At 74.3% G+C, this 19,067-nt stretch carries 19 protein-coding genes; 6 read left to right on the top strand and 13 right to left on the bottom strand.

All coding sequences use genetic code 11. The annotated features are described in order from the left end of the window. Window positions 1–28: 28 nt before the first annotated feature. Together IO36_RS30420 and IO36_RS30425 are read right to left on the bottom strand one after the other, a co-directional pair. Window positions 29–1,108, bottom strand: a complete 1,080-nt coding sequence (locus tag IO36_RS30420) for a dipeptidase (protein WP_037624358.1) — start codon at window positions 1,106–1,108, stop codon at window positions 29–31. After that, window positions 1,105–2,568, bottom strand: a complete 1,464-nt coding sequence (locus IO36_RS30425) for an amidohydrolase family protein (protein WP_078943533.1) — start codon at window positions 2,566–2,568, stop codon at window positions 1,105–1,107. Before IO36_RS30425 ends, IO36_RS30420 begins: the two co-directional genes overlap by 4 nt. Before the next feature lie 155 nt (window positions 2,569–2,723). On the opposite strand from IO36_RS30425, the gene IO36_RS30430 reads away from it, so the two are divergent. The 5 genes from IO36_RS30430 (at window position 2,724) to IO36_RS30450 (ending at window position 9,075) form a co-directional block, all read left to right on the top strand. Then, window positions 2,724–3,548, top strand: coding sequence for an IclR family transcriptional regulator (locus IO36_RS30430; protein WP_245173543.1), 825 nt, complete (start codon window positions 2,724–2,726; stop codon window positions 3,546–3,548). Next, window positions 3,545–4,495, top strand: a complete 951-nt coding sequence (locus IO36_RS30435) for an ornithine cyclodeaminase family protein (protein WP_037624359.1) — start codon at window positions 3,545–3,547, stop codon at window positions 4,493–4,495. Before IO36_RS30430 ends, IO36_RS30435 begins: the two co-directional genes overlap by 4 nt. Window positions 4,496–4,680: 185 nt before the next feature. Then, window positions 4,681–5,568, top strand: coding sequence for an oxygenase MpaB family protein (locus IO36_RS30440; protein ID WP_037624360.1), 888 nt, complete (start codon window positions 4,681–4,683; stop codon window positions 5,566–5,568). A gap of 114 nt (window positions 5,569–5,682) precedes the next feature. Then, on the top strand, window positions 5,683–7,710 hold the full coding sequence (locus tag IO36_RS30445; RefSeq protein WP_037624361.1) for an ATP-binding protein: 2,028 nt from the start codon (window positions 5,683–5,685) through the stop codon (window positions 7,708–7,710). A 222-nt stretch (window positions 7,711–7,932) separates the two neighbouring features. Beyond that, window positions 7,933–9,075: a MerR family transcriptional regulator gene (locus IO36_RS30450; protein WP_037624469.1), complete on the top strand. Its 1,143-nt coding sequence runs from the start codon at window positions 7,933–7,935 to the stop codon at window positions 9,073–9,075. A gap of 281 nt (window positions 9,076–9,356) precedes the next feature. Here IO36_RS30450 and IO36_RS30455 read toward each other — a convergent pair whose 3' ends face one another. From IO36_RS30455 to IO36_RS47500, 10 genes are all read right to left on the bottom strand, one after another. Continuing rightward, complete coding sequence (locus IO36_RS30455; protein ID WP_037624362.1) at window positions 9,357–10,574, bottom strand: cysteine desulfurase-like protein; 1,218 nt, start codon at window positions 10,572–10,574, stop codon at window positions 9,357–9,359. A gap of 265 nt (window positions 10,575–10,839) precedes the next feature. Beyond that, window positions 10,840–11,118 (bottom strand): GlsB/YeaQ/YmgE family stress response membrane protein, encoded by a 279-nt coding sequence (locus IO36_RS30460; RefSeq protein WP_037624363.1) that lies wholly within the window; start codon window positions 11,116–11,118, stop codon window positions 10,840–10,842. Between the two features lie 79 nt (window positions 11,119–11,197). Beyond that, window positions 11,198–12,295, bottom strand: a complete 1,098-nt coding sequence (locus tag IO36_RS30465; RefSeq protein WP_078943534.1) for a YihY/virulence factor BrkB family protein — start codon at window positions 12,293–12,295, stop codon at window positions 11,198–11,200. A 161-nt stretch (window positions 12,296–12,456) separates the two neighbouring features. After that, window positions 12,457–12,885 carry an ATP-binding protein gene (locus IO36_RS30470; RefSeq protein WP_037624364.1) on the bottom strand — a complete coding sequence of 143 codons (429 nt, stop codon included), beginning with the start codon at window positions 12,883–12,885 and terminating at the stop codon, window positions 12,457–12,459. Beyond that, window positions 12,882–13,253, bottom strand: coding sequence for an STAS domain-containing protein (locus IO36_RS30475; protein WP_037624365.1), 372 nt, complete (start codon window positions 13,251–13,253; stop codon window positions 12,882–12,884). Before IO36_RS30475 ends, IO36_RS30470 begins: the two co-directional genes overlap by 4 nt. Window positions 13,254–13,352: 99 nt before the next feature. After that, window positions 13,353–13,718, bottom strand: coding sequence for a PRC-barrel domain-containing protein (locus IO36_RS30480; RefSeq protein WP_037624366.1), 366 nt, complete (start codon window positions 13,716–13,718; stop codon window positions 13,353–13,355). Window positions 13,719–13,823: 105 nt separating this feature from the next. Next, a complete protein-coding gene (locus IO36_RS30485; protein WP_051901068.1) occupies window positions 13,824–14,240 on the bottom strand; it encodes an STAS domain-containing protein in 417 nt (138 codons plus the stop codon). Continuing rightward, the gene (locus IO36_RS30490) at window positions 14,237–15,343 is read right to left on the bottom strand and encodes a cobalamin B12-binding domain-containing protein (RefSeq protein WP_051901069.1); all 1,107 of its coding nucleotides are present in this window, start codon (window positions 15,341–15,343) and stop codon (window positions 14,237–14,239) included. Before IO36_RS30490 ends, IO36_RS30485 begins: the two co-directional genes overlap by 4 nt. After that, the gene (locus IO36_RS30495; RefSeq protein WP_078943550.1) at window positions 15,340–17,013 is read right to left on the bottom strand and encodes a PP2C family protein-serine/threonine phosphatase; all 1,674 of its coding nucleotides are present in this window, start codon (window positions 17,011–17,013) and stop codon (window positions 15,340–15,342) included. The genes IO36_RS30490 and IO36_RS30495 overlap by 4 nt, the downstream gene beginning before the upstream one ends. 144 nt (window positions 17,014–17,157) lie before the next feature. Next, window positions 17,158–17,331, bottom strand: coding sequence for a hypothetical protein (locus tag IO36_RS47500; protein WP_167347428.1), 174 nt, complete (start codon window positions 17,329–17,331; stop codon window positions 17,158–17,160). Between the two features lie 210 nt (window positions 17,332–17,541). Between IO36_RS47500 and IO36_RS30500 the strand changes: the two genes are divergently transcribed. Continuing rightward, window positions 17,542–18,126 (top strand): DUF4383 domain-containing protein, encoded by a 585-nt coding sequence (locus IO36_RS30500; RefSeq protein ID WP_037624368.1) that lies wholly within the window; start codon window positions 17,542–17,544, stop codon window positions 18,124–18,126. A gap of 249 nt (window positions 18,127–18,375) precedes the next feature. Here the strand turns inward: IO36_RS30500 and IO36_RS47125 are convergent, their stop codons facing one another. Beyond that, window positions 18,376–18,813, bottom strand: a complete 438-nt coding sequence (locus tag IO36_RS47125) for a hypothetical protein (RefSeq protein ID WP_078943535.1) — start codon at window positions 18,811–18,813, stop codon at window positions 18,376–18,378. Between the last annotated feature and the right edge of the window lie 254 nt (window positions 18,814–19,067).

A 19,067-nucleotide genomic window follows, 5' to 3' on the forward strand; every position in this document is an offset into this window, starting at 1 on the left:
CGGACCGGGCGGACGGGAGCCGCTCCGGTTACCGGGAGACCTCCGGCGCCCACACGCGGTCGGCGTAGTCCAGGAAGTTCTTTCCGAGGATCTTCTCGATGCGTTCAGAGCGGTAGCCGCGCTGCTCCAGGAGGCGGACGAGTTCGCGGAACTGGTCGACCCCGCGCAGGTCGATCACGAAGGGAAGGGTGTCGTCGCGCTCCCCCGCCGCCCCGACACCGGCCGCGCGGCGCAGGGCCACGTGCTCGGCGAGATGCGCGCGGTAGGCGTCCAGGTCGTCGATGGACGTCACGGTCCCGTCGGTGCCGATGCCGACGTGGTCCTCGCCGCACACGTCGACCGCGTGGACGATGTGCTCCACGACGTCCGCGGCCGTGGCGTGGCCCGACACGTTGAGGAAGGGCATGAAGTAGATGCCCACGAAGCCGCCGCGCGAGGCGACCAGGCGCAGTTCCTCGTCCGTCTTGTTGCGCGGCAGGTCGGCCAGGGCCCGGCAGCCGGTGTGGTTGATCGACACCGGTCGGCGCGCGATCTTCGCGGCCTCCAGACAGGTGCGCTCACCGCTGTGGGAGAGGTCGACCATGAGGCGGTGTTCGTCGAGGGCCTCGACGAGGGTCCGGCCGAAGTCCGTCAGCCCCCGGTTCTCCGGCGCCATGGAGCCGTCGCCGATGTGGTTGGCCTGGTTGTACGTGAGCTGGACGACCCGGACGCCGAGGTCGGCGAACGTGGCGACGCGCCCGGCGTCCTCGCCGACCGCGACGGCGTTCTGGAAGCCGTAGATCACACCGATCCGGCCCTCCTCCCGGGCCCGGCGGATGTCCGCCGCCGTCCGCACCTTGAGGAGGTCGGCCGCGTTGTCCCGGACGATCCCGTCCCAGACGGCGATCTCGTGCAGCGTGTGCTCGTATGGCGGCATGTCGCCCATCGTGTAGCCGAGGGTGACGTTGACGGCGGTGAGGCCCGAGGCACGGGCGTCCGCCAGCGTCCGGGCGTCGATCGTCAGCTGCTCGCTGGAGGGGTTCAGCTGCGAGGCGGCCTCGGCCGACCCGGGGGCGTTCGGATTGTCGAGCTGCCCGAGCGCGTTGATGATCATGGGGAGGTCGGTCATCGGGTCTCCTCGACGGGGTGGGTCGCTTCGGCGGCGTGCGGGGCGGGGGGCGTGACCTGGACGGTCGCGGCGAGGGTGGTCGCGGAGGCGCTCTCGGCGGTGGGCTCGTCCCCGCCGGACTCCCTCGCGACCTCGGGGCGTGCCGCTCCGGGCGCCGCGGGAGCGAAGTCCCGGCGCTCGAAGCGCCGGCCGCGCTTGACGGTCAGCGTGACGCTGCGCAGGTTCGCGATGTCCCGCAGCGGATCGTCCTCCAGGACGACGAAGTTGGCGAGCTTGCCCGGCTCGACGCTGCCCATGACGTCCTCGGCGCCGGCGCTGCGGGCACCGATCAGCGTGGCCGAGCGGAGCACCTGCGCCGGGGACATCCCGCAGCGCTCCACGAGGAACGCCAGCTCGTCGTAGAGCGCGGGGAAGGGGTCCCCGGCGTCGGTCTCGTAGTCCGTGCCGGTCGCGATCTCGACACCGGCCCGGTGGGCCTGGGCGGTGAGGACGGCGGCGAGCGCGGTGTTGGCCGCGGCGCGCTCGGCGTCCTCGGGCCCCTCGCCCGCGAGAGCCTCGCTCGCCCACATGCCCGCGGTCGCGTCGAGGACCGTGCCACGCTGCTTCATGAGGGCGAACAGCTCCTCGATCCGGGGGTCGTCACCGGCCGCGAACCGCTCGTGGTCGACCTTCGGCTTGGTCTTGTAGCTGGTCAGCGGTTCGTCCGTGCCCTCGAAGGCGAGCAGGGTGACATGCGAGACGCTGTCCGCGCCGGCCGCGACGATCTCTCCGGGCGAGGCGGGAAAGACGGTGGCGTGGGCCCAGACCGGGACGCCCTGCCGGTGCGCCTCCTCCGCGATCGCGGCGACGGTCTCGTGGTCGAGGTCCGCGTACACCTTGATCGCACTGGCGTGGGTGCCCCGGGCCAGTGCGACGGCGATCCTGAGGTCGGTGTCCTTCGTGACCGCCTGCATCCAGGGCACGGCGCCGGGCGTCTCGCCCTGGGACACCTGGTGGGTGCGCGGGTCGTCGAAGAAGCCGGGTCCCGCCATCAGCGCGGCGTAGCGGATGTCGGGGCCGGGGATCTCCCCGACGAGCGCCGCCCGCGCGAGGTCGCCGACCTGGCGCAGGTCGTCGGCCATGTCGCGGATGGCCGTGACCCCGCTGTGGACGAGCCGGCGCAGCACCGCCTCGGCGACGGGCCGGTCGGGCGGCGTCGCGATGTGCTGGTGGGAGTCGATGAGACCGGGGATGACGAAGCGGCCGTCGAGGTCGAAGACCAGGGCGTCGGCGGGCAGGTCCGCGGCGATCTCGACGTCGTCGCCGACGGCGCGGATCACCGGGCCGTCGATCACGATCGACGTGGAACCACGGGCCGGAGCCCCGGTTCCGTCGAACAGCGTGGCGCCGCGGTATACCGCGACGGTTCCCTTCGCCGCGGGCGCGTGCGGGGCCGGTGCGCCCGAAGTCTCGTCCGTCATCTTCACCTCAGCAGTAGCTCTGACCGGAGCAGTCCGGTCCGGACCGATGGGCCGCTCGATCGATCTTGTTACGCTCTACGTAACACACGTATCATCTCTCGCAACATGCGCTACCGTACGCGCACCGCTCACGACGTCACAAGGAGGGGCCGGACGTGCCCGAGGCACCCCGTACCGCGGTGGACAAGGCCCTGGACCTGGTCGAGGCCGTGGCCCGCGCGTCCCAGCCGCCGCGTCTGACCGACCTCGCCGAGGAGGTCGACCTGCATCGCGCGACCGCCTACCGGGTCCTGGTCGACCTGGTCCGGCGCGGCTGGGTGCTGCGGGCCGGCGACCGCTATCTGCCCGGCACCGCGGTGCTGCAGCTGTCGGCCTCCGCTGCCAGGAACTCGCTCGGCGCCCTGGCCCGGCCGGTCCTCGCGGCCCTGTCCGAGCGCACCGGCATGATGGTCAACCTCCAGGTGCCCGAGGTCGACCGGTCCCGGGTGATCGACGTCGTACGTCCCGACCGGCTGGCGATGATCAGCAGTCTGACCGGGCAGGCCCTTCCCGTTCACCGGTTCGCCGGCCCGCTCGCCCTCGTCGCCGCCCTCACCCCGGCGGACCGGGTCCCCTATCTGCGCGCCGCGGAGGAGGCCGGGTACCCGCTGGAGGGGCCCGACGGACTGCTGGTCGACATCGAGGACGCGGAGCGCACCGGATTCGCGGTCGAGTACGGGCGCAACGAACAGCCGGTCGCCTCGCTCGCCCGGGCCGTGGTCACACCCCAGGGGGCACCCGTCTGCGCCCTGACCCTGGTCGGCCTTGGTCCGGACTTCGAGGAGGCCCGGCTCCCGGACCTGCGCGAGCGGCTGCGCGAGGCGACGGACGACCTGGCACGCATCCTCCTGGGCCCGGGGCCCTCCGAGGCCCGGACCTCCGAAGCGGCAACCGGGTCCGCGTCACCGTCCACGACCCCCTCCACCGAAGGCCCGGCATGAGCGAGATCCTCTTCCTCGACGGGGCGCGGACACGCGCCGCGCTCGAACCGCACCGCGTCCTGGACGCCGTGGCCACGGCCCTCGTCGCCGTCGCCCGCGACCAGGTGTCCGTGCCGCCGCGGATCGCCGCGCACACCCCGCACGGCCTGCTCGGCGCGATGCCCGGTCATGTGCCCGGTCTCGGGCTCGCGGCCAAGCTGGTCTCCGTGTTCGCCGACCCGGCGCGCCCCGGCCGCAGCAGCCACCGGGGCCTCGTCGCGCTCTTCGACGAGCGGGACGGCCGCCCGCTGGCCCTGATGGACGCGGAGCCCCTCACCGAGATCCGCACCGCGGCGACCGCCACGCTGAGCGCCCGCGCCCTGGGCCGTCCGGACGCCGGGCCCGTCGCCGTCGTCGGAACCGGTGCCCAGGCCCGCGCCCAGGTCGCGCTGCTGGCCGCCGTGGACCCCGGCACCCCTGTCCTCGTCGCCGGCCGCGATCCGGAACGCGCCGGAAGCACCGCCGCACTCCACCCCGCCGGCCGGGCCGCGAACAGCATCGAGGAGGCCGTGCGCGGGGCGGGCACGGTGTTCTGCTGCACCGGCGCGGTGCGCCCGGTGATCCGGCGCGCCTGGCTCGCCCCCGGCACGCACGTCAGCTCGGTGGGCGGCTCCCACGGACCCGAGCTGGACGCGGACACGGTCCGGGACGCCTCCCTCTTCGCCGAGTGGCCCGGCGCCGCCACGACCCCGCCGCCCTCCGGCGCCCACGAACTCCAGGACCTCCCGGACGGGCGGCGGGTCACGCTGCTCGGCTCGGTCCTCGGCGGTGACCACCCCGGCCGGCGGCGGGACGAGGAGATCACTCTGTTCAAGTCCACCGGTCACGCCGCACTGGACGTCGCCGCGGCCCATGTCGCCGACGCCGTCGCCCGGGCGCACGGATGGGGCACTCGCGTGGCCCTTTGAGCCGACGGCCGGGGTCGCCGGCTCCGTGGACTTTCCGCCCCCGGTTCGGCCATGCTGAAAGGTGCTTCCGCCGGTCCGTGCGGGCCCGCACCTCCCGGTCACGGGCCGGATCGCGGCCCCGGGCACGCGGTCCGGGAACGGGCCCGGACCCGGCGGGACACGACGCGAAGGGAGACCGGCGCCCCATGAGACGGACCGGAGCGGACGGCGGCGGGGTACGGGAACGGCTGGGCAGCGCCCTGTTCAGCCGGGTCGCGGGCCCGGACGGGCCGGAGAACCGCGCCCGTATCCACGGCACGCCCGGACCCCGCTGGTTCGGCCCGGACCGCCCCATCCGCACCGTGCACGGGGACGCGTCGATGTTCATCGGCGGCCTCTCCGCGCTGCTGCTCCAGTCGCTGCACCCGCTCGCCATGGCCGCCGTCTCCGCGCACTCCGGCTTCCGCGGGGACCCCTGGGGCCGGCTCCAGCGCACGAGCACGTTCCTCGCCGTGACGACGTACGGGACGGCCGACAGCGCCGAGGACGCCTGCGACCGGGTCCGGTCCGTCCACGAACGGGTGCGGGGCGTCACCTCCGAGGGGGTCCCGTACCACGCGGCGGACCCGCATCTCCTCGGCTGGGTCCACGTCGCGGAGGTCGACAGCTTCCTACGCGCGCACCGGCGGTACGGCGCGCGGCCGCTGTCCGCGGCGGAATACGACGGCTACGTGGCGGACACGGCCCGCGTCGCCACCGCGCTGGGCGTCCTGGACCCGCCCACGAACCGCGCCGAACTCGCGGCGCGGCTGAACTCCTACCGCGGCGAGGTCCGCACGTCACCGGAGGCGCGCGCAGCGGCCCGGTTCCTGCTGCTGAACCCGCCGGTGCCGCTCGTCGCCCGGCTGCCGTACGGGGTGCTCGCCGCGAACGCCGTGTCCCTGCTGCCCTCCTGGGCCGCGGCCGAACTGCGGCTGCCCCGGCTGCCGTTGGTGGACAGCGTGTGCGTGAGGCCGCTGGGGTGCGCCTTCACCTCCGCCGTGCGCTGGGCGATGGCGCCGCAGCGGGCGCGCACGGTCCAGGCGGTCGCCTGACCACCTCGGGCACCGTTCCTCGTACGGGGCGCCCCTCCCTCACCGGCTCACGAACCCGGTACCGATCGGGCGAAGTCGGCACACAGCGGGGCCCCGGCCCGAAAGACTGTGCGTGTGCTGAGAAACCTGCCGAACGTTCCTCCCGGTTTCGTCGGACGCCAGGGCGAACTCGCCCATCTGGACGACGCGTTGACCGAGGAGCGAGTCGTCACCCTGACCGGGGCCGGCGGTGTGGGCAAGAGCCGGCTGGCGCTGGAGGCGGCGGACCGGGTCCTGCGCGCGCAAGAGCGGGGCGTGGCGTGGGCCGACCTGTGGCCGCTGCCGGACGACCGGCTGCTCGTCGCCTCCGTGGCCGACGCGGTCGACTTCGCGGACCACACCACGCACCAGGCGCTGGACTCGCTGACCGACTGGCTGGCCGACCGGGACGCCCTGCTGATCCTGGACTCCTGCGAGCATCTGGTCGCCCCCTGCCGCCGGCTCGTCGCCCGGCTCACCTCGGCCTGCCCGCGCCTGACCGTCCTCGTGACGAGCCGGGAGGCGCTCGGCGTATCCGGTGAACACGTGATCGCCGTGGAGCCGTTGCCGGCCGCCACGGACGCCGTGGAGATGTTCCGGCTGCGCGCGGCCGCGGGGGGCACCCCGGTGTCCTCCCCCGCGGACCTGGTCGCCGTGGCGCGTCTGTGCGCGCGGCTCGAAGGCATGCCGCTGGCGGTGGAGCTGATCGCGGGACAGCTGGCGCACCGCACGGTCGAGGAGGCCGAGCTGGAACTCGGCCCCCGTCTGGACATCAGTGCGGAGGGCAGTCCCCCCGGTCCGCCGCGCCACCGGGCGGTCCGCACCACGATCGGCTGGAGCCACGAGCTGTGCGCGCCCGCCGAACGCCTCTTGTGGGCTCGGATGTCGGTGTTCCGGGAGCCGGTGGACGCGGACACCGTGCGCGTCGTGTGCGCCGGGGGTCCGCTGCCCGCGGACGAGGTCCCGGGGACCCTGGAGGGGCTGTCGAGGAAGTCGGTGCTCTCGCGCGACGGCTCCGGGTATCGGATGCTCGACACCGTCCGGGAGTACGGCCGCATGTGGCTCGAGCAGGTGGGCGAGGGCCGGGCGCTCGCGGACCGGCACGCGGCGCACTTCGTGGAGGTGGCCCGCGACGCCGACCGCGGCTGGCTCGGCGAGCGGCAGGCAGCGTGGTACGAGCGGCTCGGCTCGGCGCACGCCGACCTGTGCGCGGCGCTCGACCATCTGCTCTCCGAACGGCCGGACTCCGCCGTCGAGTTGATCGGTCTGCTCGCCTTCCCGTGGAGCTGCCGCGGACATCTGCGGGAGGCCGCGGACTACCTGGAGGACTCGCTGGCGCTGTCCGCCGCGGCCGGCCCGGTCAGGACGCGGGCCCTGTGGGCGCTGGGCATCACCCGGGTCCTGCGCGGCGAACACGAACACGCGGGCCGGCTGGCCGCGTTCTGCCGCGACCGCGCCGACGTCCAGGACGACGCCCAGGGAACGCTGCACGCCGCCTATCTCCTGGGCCTGACCCATCTGCTGCAGGGCCGGCCCATGGCCGCCCGGAACGAGGTCGAGGCCGCTCTGCGGCGAGCGGGCGGCTCGGCGTTCACCTCCGCGGGGCACGTCCTGTGCCATCTGGTCCGGGTGTTCTCCCTGACCGGGGAGGGACTCCTGGAGACGGCACGCCGGGAGGCGGAGGAGCTGCGGCGGGGCTGTGTCGCGCGGGGCGAGTGGTGGACCCGCTCGTACACCGACTACCAGCTGGCGCTCATCGCCCTCTTCGAGGACCGGGCCGAGGACGCCACCGCCCACGCCCTGTCGATGCTGGACGGCAAGCGGCACATCGGGGACAGCTTCGGCATCGCGCTCGGTCTCGATCTGCTGGCCTCGGCCCTGGCCGCGCAGGGGGCGGGCGAACGGGCGGTCGCCGCGTACGGCGCCGGGGAGACGTACTGGAGCGCCGTGGGCCATCCCCAGCGCGGCACCCCCGAGCTGGGCCCGGTCCGCGAACGCTACGAGGACACGGCCCGATCCCTCCTCGGCGACGACGGCTACGAACGGGCCCTGCTGGTCTCGTCCCTCAGCGACCCCGAGACGGTCCTGCACCGCCTGCTCGACGGTCCCCGCGGGGATTCCTGAGGGACGGCGGGCGGGTTCCCGAGGCGCATCGGGCGGGCTGCATCCGGGGGGCCGTCCGGCGCCGAAGCAGGGGTGAGCCCGGCGGACCGGCCGGGTGCACGACGGCTCGGGAATCGAGGTGAGGCCCGTCATGCTCGGCCCCAGCCCTGCATCGGTCCCTGTCTCCGGCACGCGCGACGCGGCCGCCATCACGCACCCCGTCCCGGGAGCGGCGCCGTGGAACTGAGCGCCGGCGGGGAGACGCGGACCGTGGAAGTGGGAGTCACCACCGGATTCCTGGCGCGCCGGCTCGGGGTGTCGCCCACGACGCTGCGTTCCTGGGACCGGCGCTACGGTCTGGGACCCGCGGTCCGCGCGGACGGCCGGCACCGGCGCTGGTCCCCCGGAGACGTGGCCATGGTCCAGGAGATGTGCAGGCTCACCGCCGCCGGTCTGCCGCCCGCCGAGGCCGCCCGCGCCGCGAAGGAGGCGGCCGGCCGCCGGGTCGCGGCTTCCCCGGCGCTCGCCTCCCGGCCCCGGACCGCGGAGCGTACGTGGGCCGACGTCCGGGTCCCGGAGCGGGTGCTCCCGACGGAACCGGGCCAGGGCGGATCGCCGGGGACCGGGCCCACGCCGGGTGCCGCGCCCTCGCCGGCTGCCGGGCCATCACCCAGGACCGGGCCCTCGCCGGACCTCGGGCCCCTGCCCGCAGACGTGGCCCGGGAGTGCCGGGGCCTCGCCCGGGCCGCCGTCCGGCTGGACGCCCTCGCCGTCCAGGAACTGCTGGCGGCGGCGGTCCGCGCCCATGGGCTGACCAAGGCGTGGGAGGAGGTGATGGTGCCGGCGCTGCGGGCCGTGGGCCGCAGATGGGAGACCTCGGGAGACCGGCACGTCGAGGTCGAGCACCTCATGTCCTGGCACGTCTCCGCCACCCTGCTGCACGTGTACATGTCCGCCGCCGGACACGAACCGCCCTCGCCGGTGTCCCCGGTGCTGCTGGCCTGCGTTCCGGGCGAACGGCACACCCTGTCCCTGGAGGCGCTCAACGCGGCGCTCGCGGAACGGCGGGTGCCGGTGCTGATGCTCGGGGCGTCCGTCCCGCCCGAGGCGCTCACCGCCGCGGTGCGGCGCGTCGGCCCCCCGGCGGTGGTCCTGTGGTCCCAGACGTGGACCTCGGCGAACCTCCCGCTCGCCCGGCACATCGCAGGAACGCGTCGGGGAGTGAAGGGAGCCCGCACCCGGAGCCGGGTCCTGCTGGGCGGCCCCGGCTGGGGCACCGAGCCCGTCCCCGGGCTGCTGCGCCCCCGCCATCTCGCCGAGGCACTTCACCTGATCACCGCGCCCGGGGACCCGGCGGCCGACACGCCCGCTCCGACGGGCCCCTGACCGGGCGTCAACGGCGCGGATGCCGAACGCCACCGGCGGCATGTCGGGCGACCCACGGCACATCAGGCCCACCGGCCGCGCCTCGTCGCGAAGACCGCCCGCCCCTCTCAGGCAGCCGCGGCACGTGGACCGGACCGGCCGCGCGTCACAAGGACCGGAGGCACGCGGGCGCGACCGACGGCACATCCGCACGGCTCGCCGCGCGCCGGGAGATCCGGCCGGACGCCAGGTGCGTCCCGGCCCCCCCAAGTCCCGCCCGGCCGCCGGAACCCGCCCCGCTCCTACGACCGCAGGAAGGCCTCGAGTCCCTCCAGCAGCCGGTCCACGTCGTTCTCGTCGTTGTAGGGCGAGAGCCCGACCCGCAGGCCGCCGGTGTCGCCGAGGCCGAGGTGCCGGGACGCCTCCACCGCGTAGAACGAACCGGCGGGCGCGTGCACGCCCCGGGCCGCGAGGAACACCGAGGCGTCGGCGGACGTCCGGCCGTCGAACGTCAGCAGCAGCGTGGGCGTGCGCTCCGTCGCCCGGGAACGCTGCGTGACACCGGGCAGTCCGGCGAGGCCCGCCTCCAACCGCTCCCGCAGCGCCCCCTCGTGGCGCTCGATCGCCGCGAACGCCGTCCGCAGCCGGTCCCTGCGTCCGCCGGGACCATCGCCCGCGAGCCCGGCGAGCCCCGCGAGGACGTCGATCGCGGCGATGGTCCCGGCGAGCGACTCGTACGGCAGCGTGCCGAGTTCGAAGCGCTCCGGAACGGTGTCGGCGGACGGCAGCAGCTTGTCCGGGCGCAGCCGCTCCAACAGCTCCGGGGAGGCGGTGAGAACGCCGTGGTGCGGGCCGAGGAACTTGTACGGCGAGCACACGAAGAGGTCGGCGCCGAGCCCCGGCTGGTCCACGAAGGCGTGGGCCGCGTAGTGCACGCCGTCCACGTGCAGCAGCGCCCCGGGGTGCCGGTGGACCAGGCGGGCGATCCCGGCGACGTCGGGAACGGTGCCGAGCAGGTTCGAGGCGGCGGTGACCGCGACCAGCCGGGTGCGGTCGGTCAGCAGGTCGCCGACCGCCGAGGGCGGGAGCTCACCCGTCTGCGGGTCGAAGTCCGCCCAGCGCACCCGGGCGCCGGCCCGCTCCGCCGCCTGGATCCAGGGCCGGATGTTCGCGTCGTGGTCGAGACGGCTGACGACGACCTCGTCACCGGGGGACCAGTCCTTCGCGAGGGTGCGGGCGACGTCGTACGTGAGCTGGGTGGCGCTGCGGCCGAAGACGACTCCCGAGGGGTCGCCGCCCACCAGGTCGGCCACCGCCCGCCGGAAGCCCTGGACGAGGTTCTCCGCGTTCACCTCCCCCGGCGTCAGCCGCCCCCGGATCGACAGCGGGCCGGTCAGCGCGTCCGCGATCGCCGCGGCCACCCGGGCCGGGGTCTGGGTGCCACCGGGCCCGTCGAAGTGGGCGACACCGGACTGCAGGGCGGGGATCTCGGCACGCAGCGCGCCGACGTCGTACGTCACTGGGGCTCCTCACTGGCGGCGGCGCGGTCCGGCCGGCCGGCCCGGAACAGGGCTCGTGACCGGGCGGGCCTGCGCGTTCTTCGGTGATCATGGCAGGAGGCCCGGCACCGGGGAAGGCGGCACGGGACACCCGGCGCGCTCCCCGGGCCGCGCCGCCCCCGGACGGAGGAAACACCGACGACGTACGGCCTGGGACCGGCACCGGATGCTTCCGGTCGCCGGCCCCAGGCCGTACGTCGTGACGCGTCGTGCGGGCCCCGGCCCGTCACGCGTGGCGGTGCGAGCGGCTGTTGCCCGTCAGCACCCGGTACAGGACCAGGAGAATCAGCGATCCCGCGATGGCGGCGATCCAGGTCGACAGGTCGAAGAACCCGTCGATCGAGTCGACGCCGAAGAGGACCTTGCCCAGCCAGCCGCCCAGCAGGCCGCCGGCGACGCCGATCAGCATGGTGACGATGATGCCGCCCGGGTCCTTGCCGGGCAGAAGCAGCTTGGCGATGGCGCCGGCCAGCAGACCTATCAGAATCCAAGCGATGATGCCCACGGTTCCTCCGTCGTCCGTCCGTACACGAGGTGTTCCTCAGTCCGTGTGCGCCGTCCCGGCCGGAACAAACCTGCGAACCTCACGGAACCGGGCGGTCCACCGGCTCGGCGGCCCGGTTCAGCTCGGCCGTGAACTGCGCGCCGGCCAGCAGTGCGAGGTTCGACAGCCACAGCCACACCAGGAAGACGACGAGGCCCGCGAGCGAGCCGTACAGCCGGCTGTAGGCGCCGATGACGGAGGCGTACAGGGCGAATCCGGCCGACACGGCCAGCCAGAGGAAGGAGGCCAGGACGCCGCCGGGCAGGCTGTGCCGGCGACGCCGGGCGGACGGCGGCCCCGTGTGGAAGACCACCAGCACGAGCAGGGCCACCAGGCACATCAGCACGGGCCAGCGCAGCAGGTTCCAGGCCAGGGCGACTTGGCCGTCCACCCCGACGACGCGGCCGGCGGCCTCGGCCACGGTGCCGGTCAGCAGCAGGACGAGCGCGCTCACGACGAGCAGTCCGAGCAGCGCCAGCGCGGTCAGCACCAGCCGGTGCGCGGTGCGCCAGGCCGAGCGGTGGTCCGCCGTGTCGTGCATGCGGTGCAGCGCACGGCGGAACACCGCGAGGTAGCTCGACGCGGACCACAGCGCGCTCGCCGCCCCGGTGATCAGCAGCGTCCAGGCGGCGGAGCGCCGGCGCAGCATCTCCCCCAGCGCCTGGTGCAGTTCGGCCCCGGACTGCGCGGGCGCGTACGCGGTGACGTGCGCGACGAGCTTCTCGGCGGTGTCCGGACTGATCAGGCCGAACGCGACGACCATGACGAGCAGGGCGGGCAGGACCGCCAGGATCGCGTAGTACGTCAGGGCGGCCGCCCAGTCGGACACGTCGTCGTTCCACATCGACACCGGGGTGCGGCGCAGTGCGGGCCACCAGTGGGCGGACCCCCGCGGTCCGTACCGGCGACCGGGCCGGGCCGGCCGGAAGGCCCCGACGGCCCCGTCCGGCCCCGGTCCGGCGGGGGGCACCGCCGCGGTGGCGTCCCGTGGCTCGGCGGAGTTCCGTGCCTCGGCAGAGTTCCGGGCTCCGCTGGAGTCGTGCGCTCCGGTGGGTGCCGGCCCGTACCCGGGTTCGGCTCGGCGCGGGCCGGCGATGCCCCACGGCAGCGGGAACCTCGCGTCGATTCGTCTGTTCATGCCTCACCTCTCCGCGCCGGTCCCCCCGGCGTTCCCGGTCCGCTGTCCGGCGGTGCCGGTCGAGGCTCTTCTTCCACGCCCGATGGCCCCTACGCCTGCCGACCGGGGAGGTCACGGCCGTACGGGACGCTTGTGCACGGCGGAGAGGGGTGGGGCACGGTTCAGGCGAGGGGGACGAACACCCGGATCGTCTTGCCGCCGCCGGGGCGGGGTTCGACGACGACCGAGTCGCAGAGACGGACGATCAGGGGCCAGCCGTATCCGTTGGTGCGGTGCGTGCCCGGTATCCCTCCGGTGGTGTGGGTCCGGGCGGGGAGGGCGTCGCTGTGGTCGCGGACGGCGAGGCGCACGCCGGCGTCGGTCAGCGTCGCGTCGAATCCGGCGAGCCCGTCGCCGTGCCGGATGGCGTTGGTGACGAGTTCCGAGACGACGAGCAGCAGGTCGATGACCGCGTCCGGGTTCGGCCCGCCGGTCCGGCCGTGAGCGCGCAGCAGCGCCCGGACGTGGTCGCGTGCGGCCGCGGCGCTCGTGACCGCGGCACCTGTTCCCGGACCGCGGTCGGCGGCGGGGGTGCTGTTGGCCGGGTTCATCGTCCGGTCGCCGGGTCCGGGAGTTCCAGTGCCGCCCCGACACTGTCCGCGAGGACGAAGAAGCCCTCGGTCCCTGTCACGTCGAACAGCCTCCGAACGATGTCGCTGAACGGCCCGCAGACCACCATGAGCGTGCCGCGGGCCCGGTGCGCGCGCTGCGCCTCGAGCAGGACGTGCAGGATCGAGGAGTCGGCGAAGTCGGTCGCCGACAGATCGACCACGGTGCGTTCCGGGCCCGTCCGGTGCGCCAGGCTCAGGGCCTCCTCCAGCCGGAACGCGCTCGCGTGGTCGATGTCGCCGCCCACGCGGACGACGAGGGCGTCCCGCGCCGTCCCTCGGGTCACGGTGGCTTCGGCCCCGTCGGACATGTGGACACTCTTTCTCGTGCGCTCCCGTCACGGAGCCTGATGGTCGGGGTGCGGCGGCCGGCCGCCGGACACCACTGGCGTGGGCCGGTCTTCGGCGCCTCACGCGGGCTGCCTCGGGGGCAGGCTCCGGTAGTAGGACCCGACGCTGGTCAGGTAGGCCGGGTCGGAGGTCTCCCGGTCGGTCCGGAATACGGGCGCCGACTTGATCTCGTCGCGGGTGCAGGCGACGGTGATCTTCTGGCCCGCGGTGTCGATCCCGGCTACGACGCCCACGGGAACCAGGACGCTCTTGCCGAACACCCAGATACCGGTGTCGACGACCAGATGGCGCATGCCCGAGTCGTCGGCCTGCCGGTCGACATGCCCTATGGTCCCGTCGGTGGCCTCGACGCTGTAGCCGGCCAGCTCGTGCGCCTCGGGGTGGTCGAACTGCGGTGCGTAGGACCAGATTCTGTCGATGGTCATGTGTTCCTCCGTCGGCTCGCCGTCTCTCACAGACCCCCAATACCCTGCTGTCCGGCGGGCATTCGACGGATTCCGGCGGAATGATCCACGCCGCCGGGACCCCGTTCACCCGGGTGGACCACCGGGCCCGGCGCCGGCCCGGCCGGCCTCGGGACCGTACGCGCCGCCGTTCTCGTCCCGGGGCGCGGTGAGGTGCTCCAGCGTTCCCGTGATCTCCAGCAGCCGGTCCAGGCCGCGGGTGCGCCGGTCGAGGTGCAGGCGGACACCCATGGCGTCCGTGCGGCGCCTGACCATCAGCAGGGCGGCCAGGCCCATGGAGTCGATGCTGTCGAGACCGGCGAAGTCCAGGCGCAGTTCGAGCGGCTGTCCCTCAGGACCGCGGAGGCCGGCGAGGTTCCGGTCGACGGCCTTCGTCAGCTCGTCGCACGTCTCGTGGTCGAGGTCTCCGGCGACGTGGACGACGACGGTTCCGGGCTGGACGTCGACGGTCAGGGTGAAGGCGGGGGGATGCGAAGTGGTCATGCGGGCTTTCCGGGGCCGGGGGTCTTGGGGGGCGGCGTTCGGTGTCCGAGCGCCTCCCGCGCGCGGGCCAGGGTGTGGCAGGCGCGCGGGAAGTCCTTGAGTTGCAGGGCCAGCAGGTCCAGCGCGGGGTCCAGACCGCGGGCGGGGACTCCGCGGGCGGTGAGGATGTCCGCGGTCCACAGGATGAACCGCGTGAACAGGTCCTCGTCCGCGACGTACAGCGAGGTCGCCAGGTACTCGACGATGTGGGCGAGGTCCTCGGCGGTGTGCCGGCGCTGCCGTTCGGTGTAACCGCGCAGCGGCTCGAACCGGTCCTCGAGGTCCGCCAGCGTCTGCTTGACGAGCTGGTGCGTCGTCGCTGCGACGATCGTGTACTCCTGGTCGGCCAGGTGCGGCAGGTCGTCCAGGCCCCGGTCGACGCCCGGGGGGCCGGGGCGGTCGAGGCCCCGCGCGAGGACGGCCGCGGCGCTCCGGGCGTCGGGGGCCCAGCCGTCGGCGCCCAGGGCGCGGGCGTAGCGGCCGTCGGGTCCGAAGGCTGCGCCGCCCGCGATGACGGGCACGCCCGCCGCCTGACAGGCCGTGACGGCCATGTGGGCGGTGGGCAGATGGGTGGGGATCGAGGAGGAGAGCGCGACCGCGCGCGGTCCCGTCTGGTGGAGGTGCGCGATCAGATGGGGCGTGGGCACGTGGGAGCCGAGGAAGTCCACCCGCCATCCGCGCAGCCGCAGCACCTCGGCGAGGAGCCTGGCCGGCAGCGCGTGCCATTCGCCGTCGACGCAGGCCACCGTGACCCGGGGGCCGTCCGGGGTCCCGCCGCGGCACTCGGGCCGGTGGGCGAGGACGGCGATGACCCGTTCGTGGATGGCGGTGGCGGTGTGCTCCTGCGCGACGGTGAGCCGGTTGGCGGCCCACTCGGCGCCGACCTTCGCCTGCACCGGCGCGATCAGGTCGAGCAGGACGGTCTCGGCGTCGGCCGTCGTCTCCAGCGCGTCGACGACGATCGTCGCGGCCCGGTGCTCGTCGCCCCCGCGCACCGCCGACCACAGAAGGTCCCGGGCGGGACCGAGCGCCACGGCGCCGGGGGACTTCGCGGGTGGGGTCATGCTGTGTACCTGCCCCGAGTGTGGCCGTTCACCGCGCTCAGGTGCGCGTGATGCGGAGCGGTGACCGCGACCGTGGCCATGTCGTCGTGGCCGCCGCGTCCGACCCACTGCGCGGCGAGCATCTGGACGTGCTCCACGACGGCCTCGGCGGGCATGCCCGCGCATCGCGCGAGCGCCGACTCCAGGCGCGGCAGGCCGAAGTACTCGTCCCCGAGCGGTCCTCCCCTGGCCTCGGTGATGCCGTCGGTGAAGAAGAGACAGGTCTCGCCCGGCGCGAGTTCGACCTGGGCGGTGGTGGAACTGACGTCCCAGAAGGCGCCGATGAGCGTGCCGCGGGTCCGGGCCTGTTCGACGGTGCCGTCGGCCCGCACGATCAGGGGCGCGGGGTGTCCCGCGCTGGTGACCCGCAGCCGGACGACGCCCGCGCGGCGTACGACGGAGGCCATGGCGAGCGTGGCGAAGCGGGTGTGGTGGGAGTTCATCAGCGCGCCGTTGAGCAGTCCGAGCAACCGCTGGTGGTCCTCGGCGAGCGGCAGGAGCGCCTGCACCGTGTTGCGGATCTTGCCGGTGAGCACGGCGGCCTCGAGTCCCTTGCCGCAGACGTCGCCGAGGACGACGAGGGTCTCCTGTCCCTCCTCCGCCGCGGGGTGGACGTCGTAGAAATCCCCGCCGACGCGTTCGGCCATGCCTGCCGGGCGGTACCGTCCGGCGAACTCGACGCCGTGCACCGCGTGCAGCCGGGGCGGCAGCAGCTCACGCATCAGCGTCGCGGTGATGGCGGCCTGTTCGGCGTACATCCGGGCCGCGGACATGGCGGCTCCGGCGCGCGAGGCGAACAGCCGGGCGAAGATCTCCTCGCTCTCGGTGAAGGCGGTGTGGCGGCCGGACCGGAGCAGGATCAGGGCGCCCGCGGGCACGCCGTGGCCGGGCAGCGGGGTCACGACCGCCGATCCGACCGGTCCGGTGAACCCCTCGGGCACGGCCCATGCGGGAACGGCGGCCGGATCGATCCAGCGGGACGGTACGGGCGGGAATCCGCGCAGCGCCTCGGCGAGCCCCGGCAGGTGCCGTACGTCGTCCTGGACCGTCCGGTGCACGACCTCGCCGTCGGGCCCGCAGAACGTCAGCCGGACCTTCCGGCCGCGCGGAGGGGCGACGATGACGGCGGCGTCGGCGAGGTGCTGCGCGGCGAGCTCCGCCGTGACCTCCATGCAGCGTTCGAGGTTCAGCGACGACAGCAGCGCGCTGGACGCGCCGGCCAGGAAGGCGGCGCGTTCGCGTTCGGTCCTGAGGGCGTCCTCCGCGAGGCGCCGGTCGGTGTCGTCGAGCAGCCACCACATGACGTCGCCGTCGCCGGTGGGGGTCGGGTGCGCCTCGAAGGTACGGTCGCCGACCGTACCGTGGACGATCGTGCCGGGGCCGGGGCCGGCGGTCCGGGGGGCGGGGACGATGCCGCGCAGCCGTGCGTGGGCGTCGGCGATCCAGGCGGGGACCACGTCCCGCAGCCACGTGCCGGCGGTCGCGTCCGGGAAGAGCACGGCCGCGGCGGCGTTGGTGCCGACCACGCCTCCGGACGGGTCGGCGACCACCACGGGGCAGGGGGCGGACCCCCATGTGGCGCCCGCCCCGGCGCCACGGGGGCCGGCGGAAGGTTGCTGGGAGATATCCACGAGCACGGGCCCGCTCCGCGGGCCCACCACCTTTCCGGACGACAGACTGTTTCCGTCCGACAACCATCTCCTGGCGGACCCCGCCAAGGCAAGTCGCCCGGGCGAAGTCGCACGAAAGGGGACCGTTCCGGCGGACGGCACCGGTCAGCGGCGGCGGCGCGTCGTCCAGCCACCGCCGACCCCCGAGAGGTGCAGGGCGAGCAGGGCGAGCCCTATCAGCATGACGTTGGTGGACGTGAAGACGTGGTTGGTCGCGACGTCACCCGCGTTGATCAGGAACGCGATGAACAGCAGGACGGCGGCAGCGATGCCGAGCATGATGACTCCTTCGTGAAGGTCCGGTGACCGGACGATGGGGTCCGGTTGCCCCGGGACCGCGGTTCGACACCGGTCCGCGCGACGGTTCCGCCGGGTCCGCGCCCGGCGGAAGGGGTGCAACCGCCGGGCACCCTTCGACGGAAGAGGAGGACGAAAGGGACATGAGGGGCACATCGTGACCGTGCTCCCCGGTGCACGAAGGGACGGGCGATGAAGCTGCAGGACGAACTCCCCCTCGACCACCATCTGGCCGCCGTCTACCGCTGGGGTTCCGCGTTCTGCGGGGTGGTCCTGCTCGTCTTCGGCGCCCTCGGCTTCGCGGACGAGCTCAGTCCGTTCGACACGGACGGGGACAGCATCGCGGGCATGTCCACGAACGGGGCCCTCAGCCTGATCTCGGTCGTCGTGGGCCTGGTCCTGATCGCGGGTGCCGTCGTCGGCGGGAACGTGGCCTCCACGCTCAACATGGCGGTGGGCACGCTGTTCCTGCTCAGCGGATTCGTCCACATCTTCATCCTGGACCGGCCCGCCAACGTCCTCGGTTTCGGCATGACGAACGTCGTCTTCAGCTTCGTGATGGGGCTGGTGATCCTGACGTTCGGGATGTACGGGCGCGTGTCGAGCAAGCTGTCGCACGACAATCCGTACTGGAAGCGCCGCCATCCGCGCGAGGCCGCCCGGGAGTCCCTCGCCCGGAACCGCCGGGGCGCTCCGGGAGGCGCACTCCCGGCGGGCTCGCCCCGGCCCGCCCCGCAGGCGGTGACGGGGAACACGGGCTCGCACCGGGGTGGTTGAGCGGTACTCCCCCGGCGGTCCTCACCGGAGCGGTCGATCAGTGGCCGCCAGATCAGTGCCCTCCGGACGGCACCCGACGGGGCGACCGACCGGTGCTCCCGGGCGGCTCGCGCCCGCGCTGCCGGCGCCCGCGCGGCCGGCCGGAAACGCCGGCGGCGCTCGGCCCGGGTGTTCGCCCGGCGAGCGCCGCCTCGATCCGGCCCCGCGGATCGGCCCAGGGGGCCAGGAGGCCCAGGAGGCCCAGGAGGCCTAGGAGATGCTCACGGCCGAGGCCCGCTCGGCCGCCTCCGTCTCCGCCGGGCCCGCCGTCGCCCGCCACACGCTCTCGTGGTCCTCGGCCAGTCCCAGTCCGGCCAGGCCCTTCAGATGCCCGAGGACGGTGGAACGCGTGAAGCCCACGGCCTCGGTGAGTTCGTCCACCTCGACCCCGTCGGCGCCCGCTTCCGCCAGCCGTTCCCACGTCCGCACGGCATGACGGCTCAACCCGCTCCGGCTGACCGTCCTCGACACGGCCTCGGCCCTCTCGCCGTCCGTGTCCTGCCCGGGAATGGGGGGCCTGGCCCCGGCCGGCGGCGCGGCGAGCGCGCCCGCCTGCTCCCGGGCCTCGTGCGGCGATCTCCTCGGTCCGGCCGGACGGGGCGTCATGTTCACCTTGCGGTGCCTGCGGCCTTTGCTGTGTCGGCTCATCGATTCCTCATCTCCGCCTCGACGATGCTCACAGCAGGACAACGAGCGGGAGTCGACTAGGTAGTTCAGCCGTTCGAAGGACAGGAACCCGTCATCATGGAGCCCTCACCATCCGGGCACGGGCGCCGTCGGGACGGGTTCGGCCGACGTGCGCCCAAGCGGCCGGCAGCACGTCGAAAGCGGTAGGGCGATGCTCAACACCTTTACCCCGAAGGCCTGTTCTCCACGGGGAGTCCCGTCATGACGGCGGCCCG

Origin of the sequence: Streptomyces aureus, from assembly GCF_000725495.1 — a bacterium.
Taxonomy (GTDB): domain Bacteria; phylum Actinomycetota; class Actinomycetes; order Streptomycetales; family Streptomycetaceae; genus Streptomyces; species Streptomyces aureus_B.

Bases quoted from the DNA above. Each gene is read 5' to 3' on its own strand.
- IO36_RS30485 (WP_051901068.1), bottom strand. From the start codon at position 14,240: ATGACCACTTCGCATCCCCCCGCCTTCACCCTGACCGTCGACGTCCAG.
- IO36_RS30440 (WP_037624360.1), top strand. From the start codon at position 4,681: ATGAGACGGACCGGAGCGGACGGCGGCGGGGTACGGGAACGGCTGGGC.
- IO36_RS30475 (WP_037624365.1), bottom strand. From the start codon at position 13,253: ATGTCCGACGGGGCCGAAGCCACCGTGACCCGAGGGACGGCGCGGGAC.
- IO36_RS30480 (WP_037624366.1), bottom strand. From the start codon at position 13,718: ATGACCATCGACAGAATCTGGTCCTACGCACCGCAGTTCGACCACCCC.
- IO36_RS30420 (WP_037624358.1), bottom strand. From the start codon at position 1,108: ATGACCGACCTCCCCATGATCATCAACGCGCTCGGGCAGCTCGACAAT.
- IO36_RS30500 (WP_037624368.1), top strand. From the start codon at position 17,542: ATGAAGCTGCAGGACGAACTCCCCCTCGACCACCATCTGGCCGCCGTC.
- IO36_RS30425 (WP_078943533.1), bottom strand. From the start codon at position 2,568: ATGACGGACGAGACTTCGGGCGCACCGGCCCCGCACGCGCCCGCGGCG.
- IO36_RS30490 (WP_051901069.1), bottom strand. From the start codon at position 15,343: ATGACCCCACCCGCGAAGTCCCCCGGCGCCGTGGCGCTCGGTCCCGCC.
- IO36_RS47125 (WP_078943535.1), bottom strand. From the start codon at position 18,813: ATGAGCCGACACAGCAAAGGCCGCAGGCACCGCAAGGTGAACATGACG.
- IO36_RS30465 (WP_078943534.1), bottom strand. From the start codon at position 12,295: ATGAACAGACGAATCGACGCGAGGTTCCCGCTGCCGTGGGGCATCGCC.
- IO36_RS30470 (WP_037624364.1), bottom strand. From the start codon at position 12,885: ATGAACCCGGCCAACAGCACCCCCGCCGCCGACCGCGGTCCGGGAACA.
- IO36_RS30435 (WP_037624359.1), top strand. From the start codon at position 3,545: ATGAGCGAGATCCTCTTCCTCGACGGGGCGCGGACACGCGCCGCGCTC.
- IO36_RS47500 (WP_167347428.1), bottom strand. From the start codon at position 17,331: ATGCTCGGCATCGCTGCCGCCGTCCTGCTGTTCATCGCGTTCCTGATC.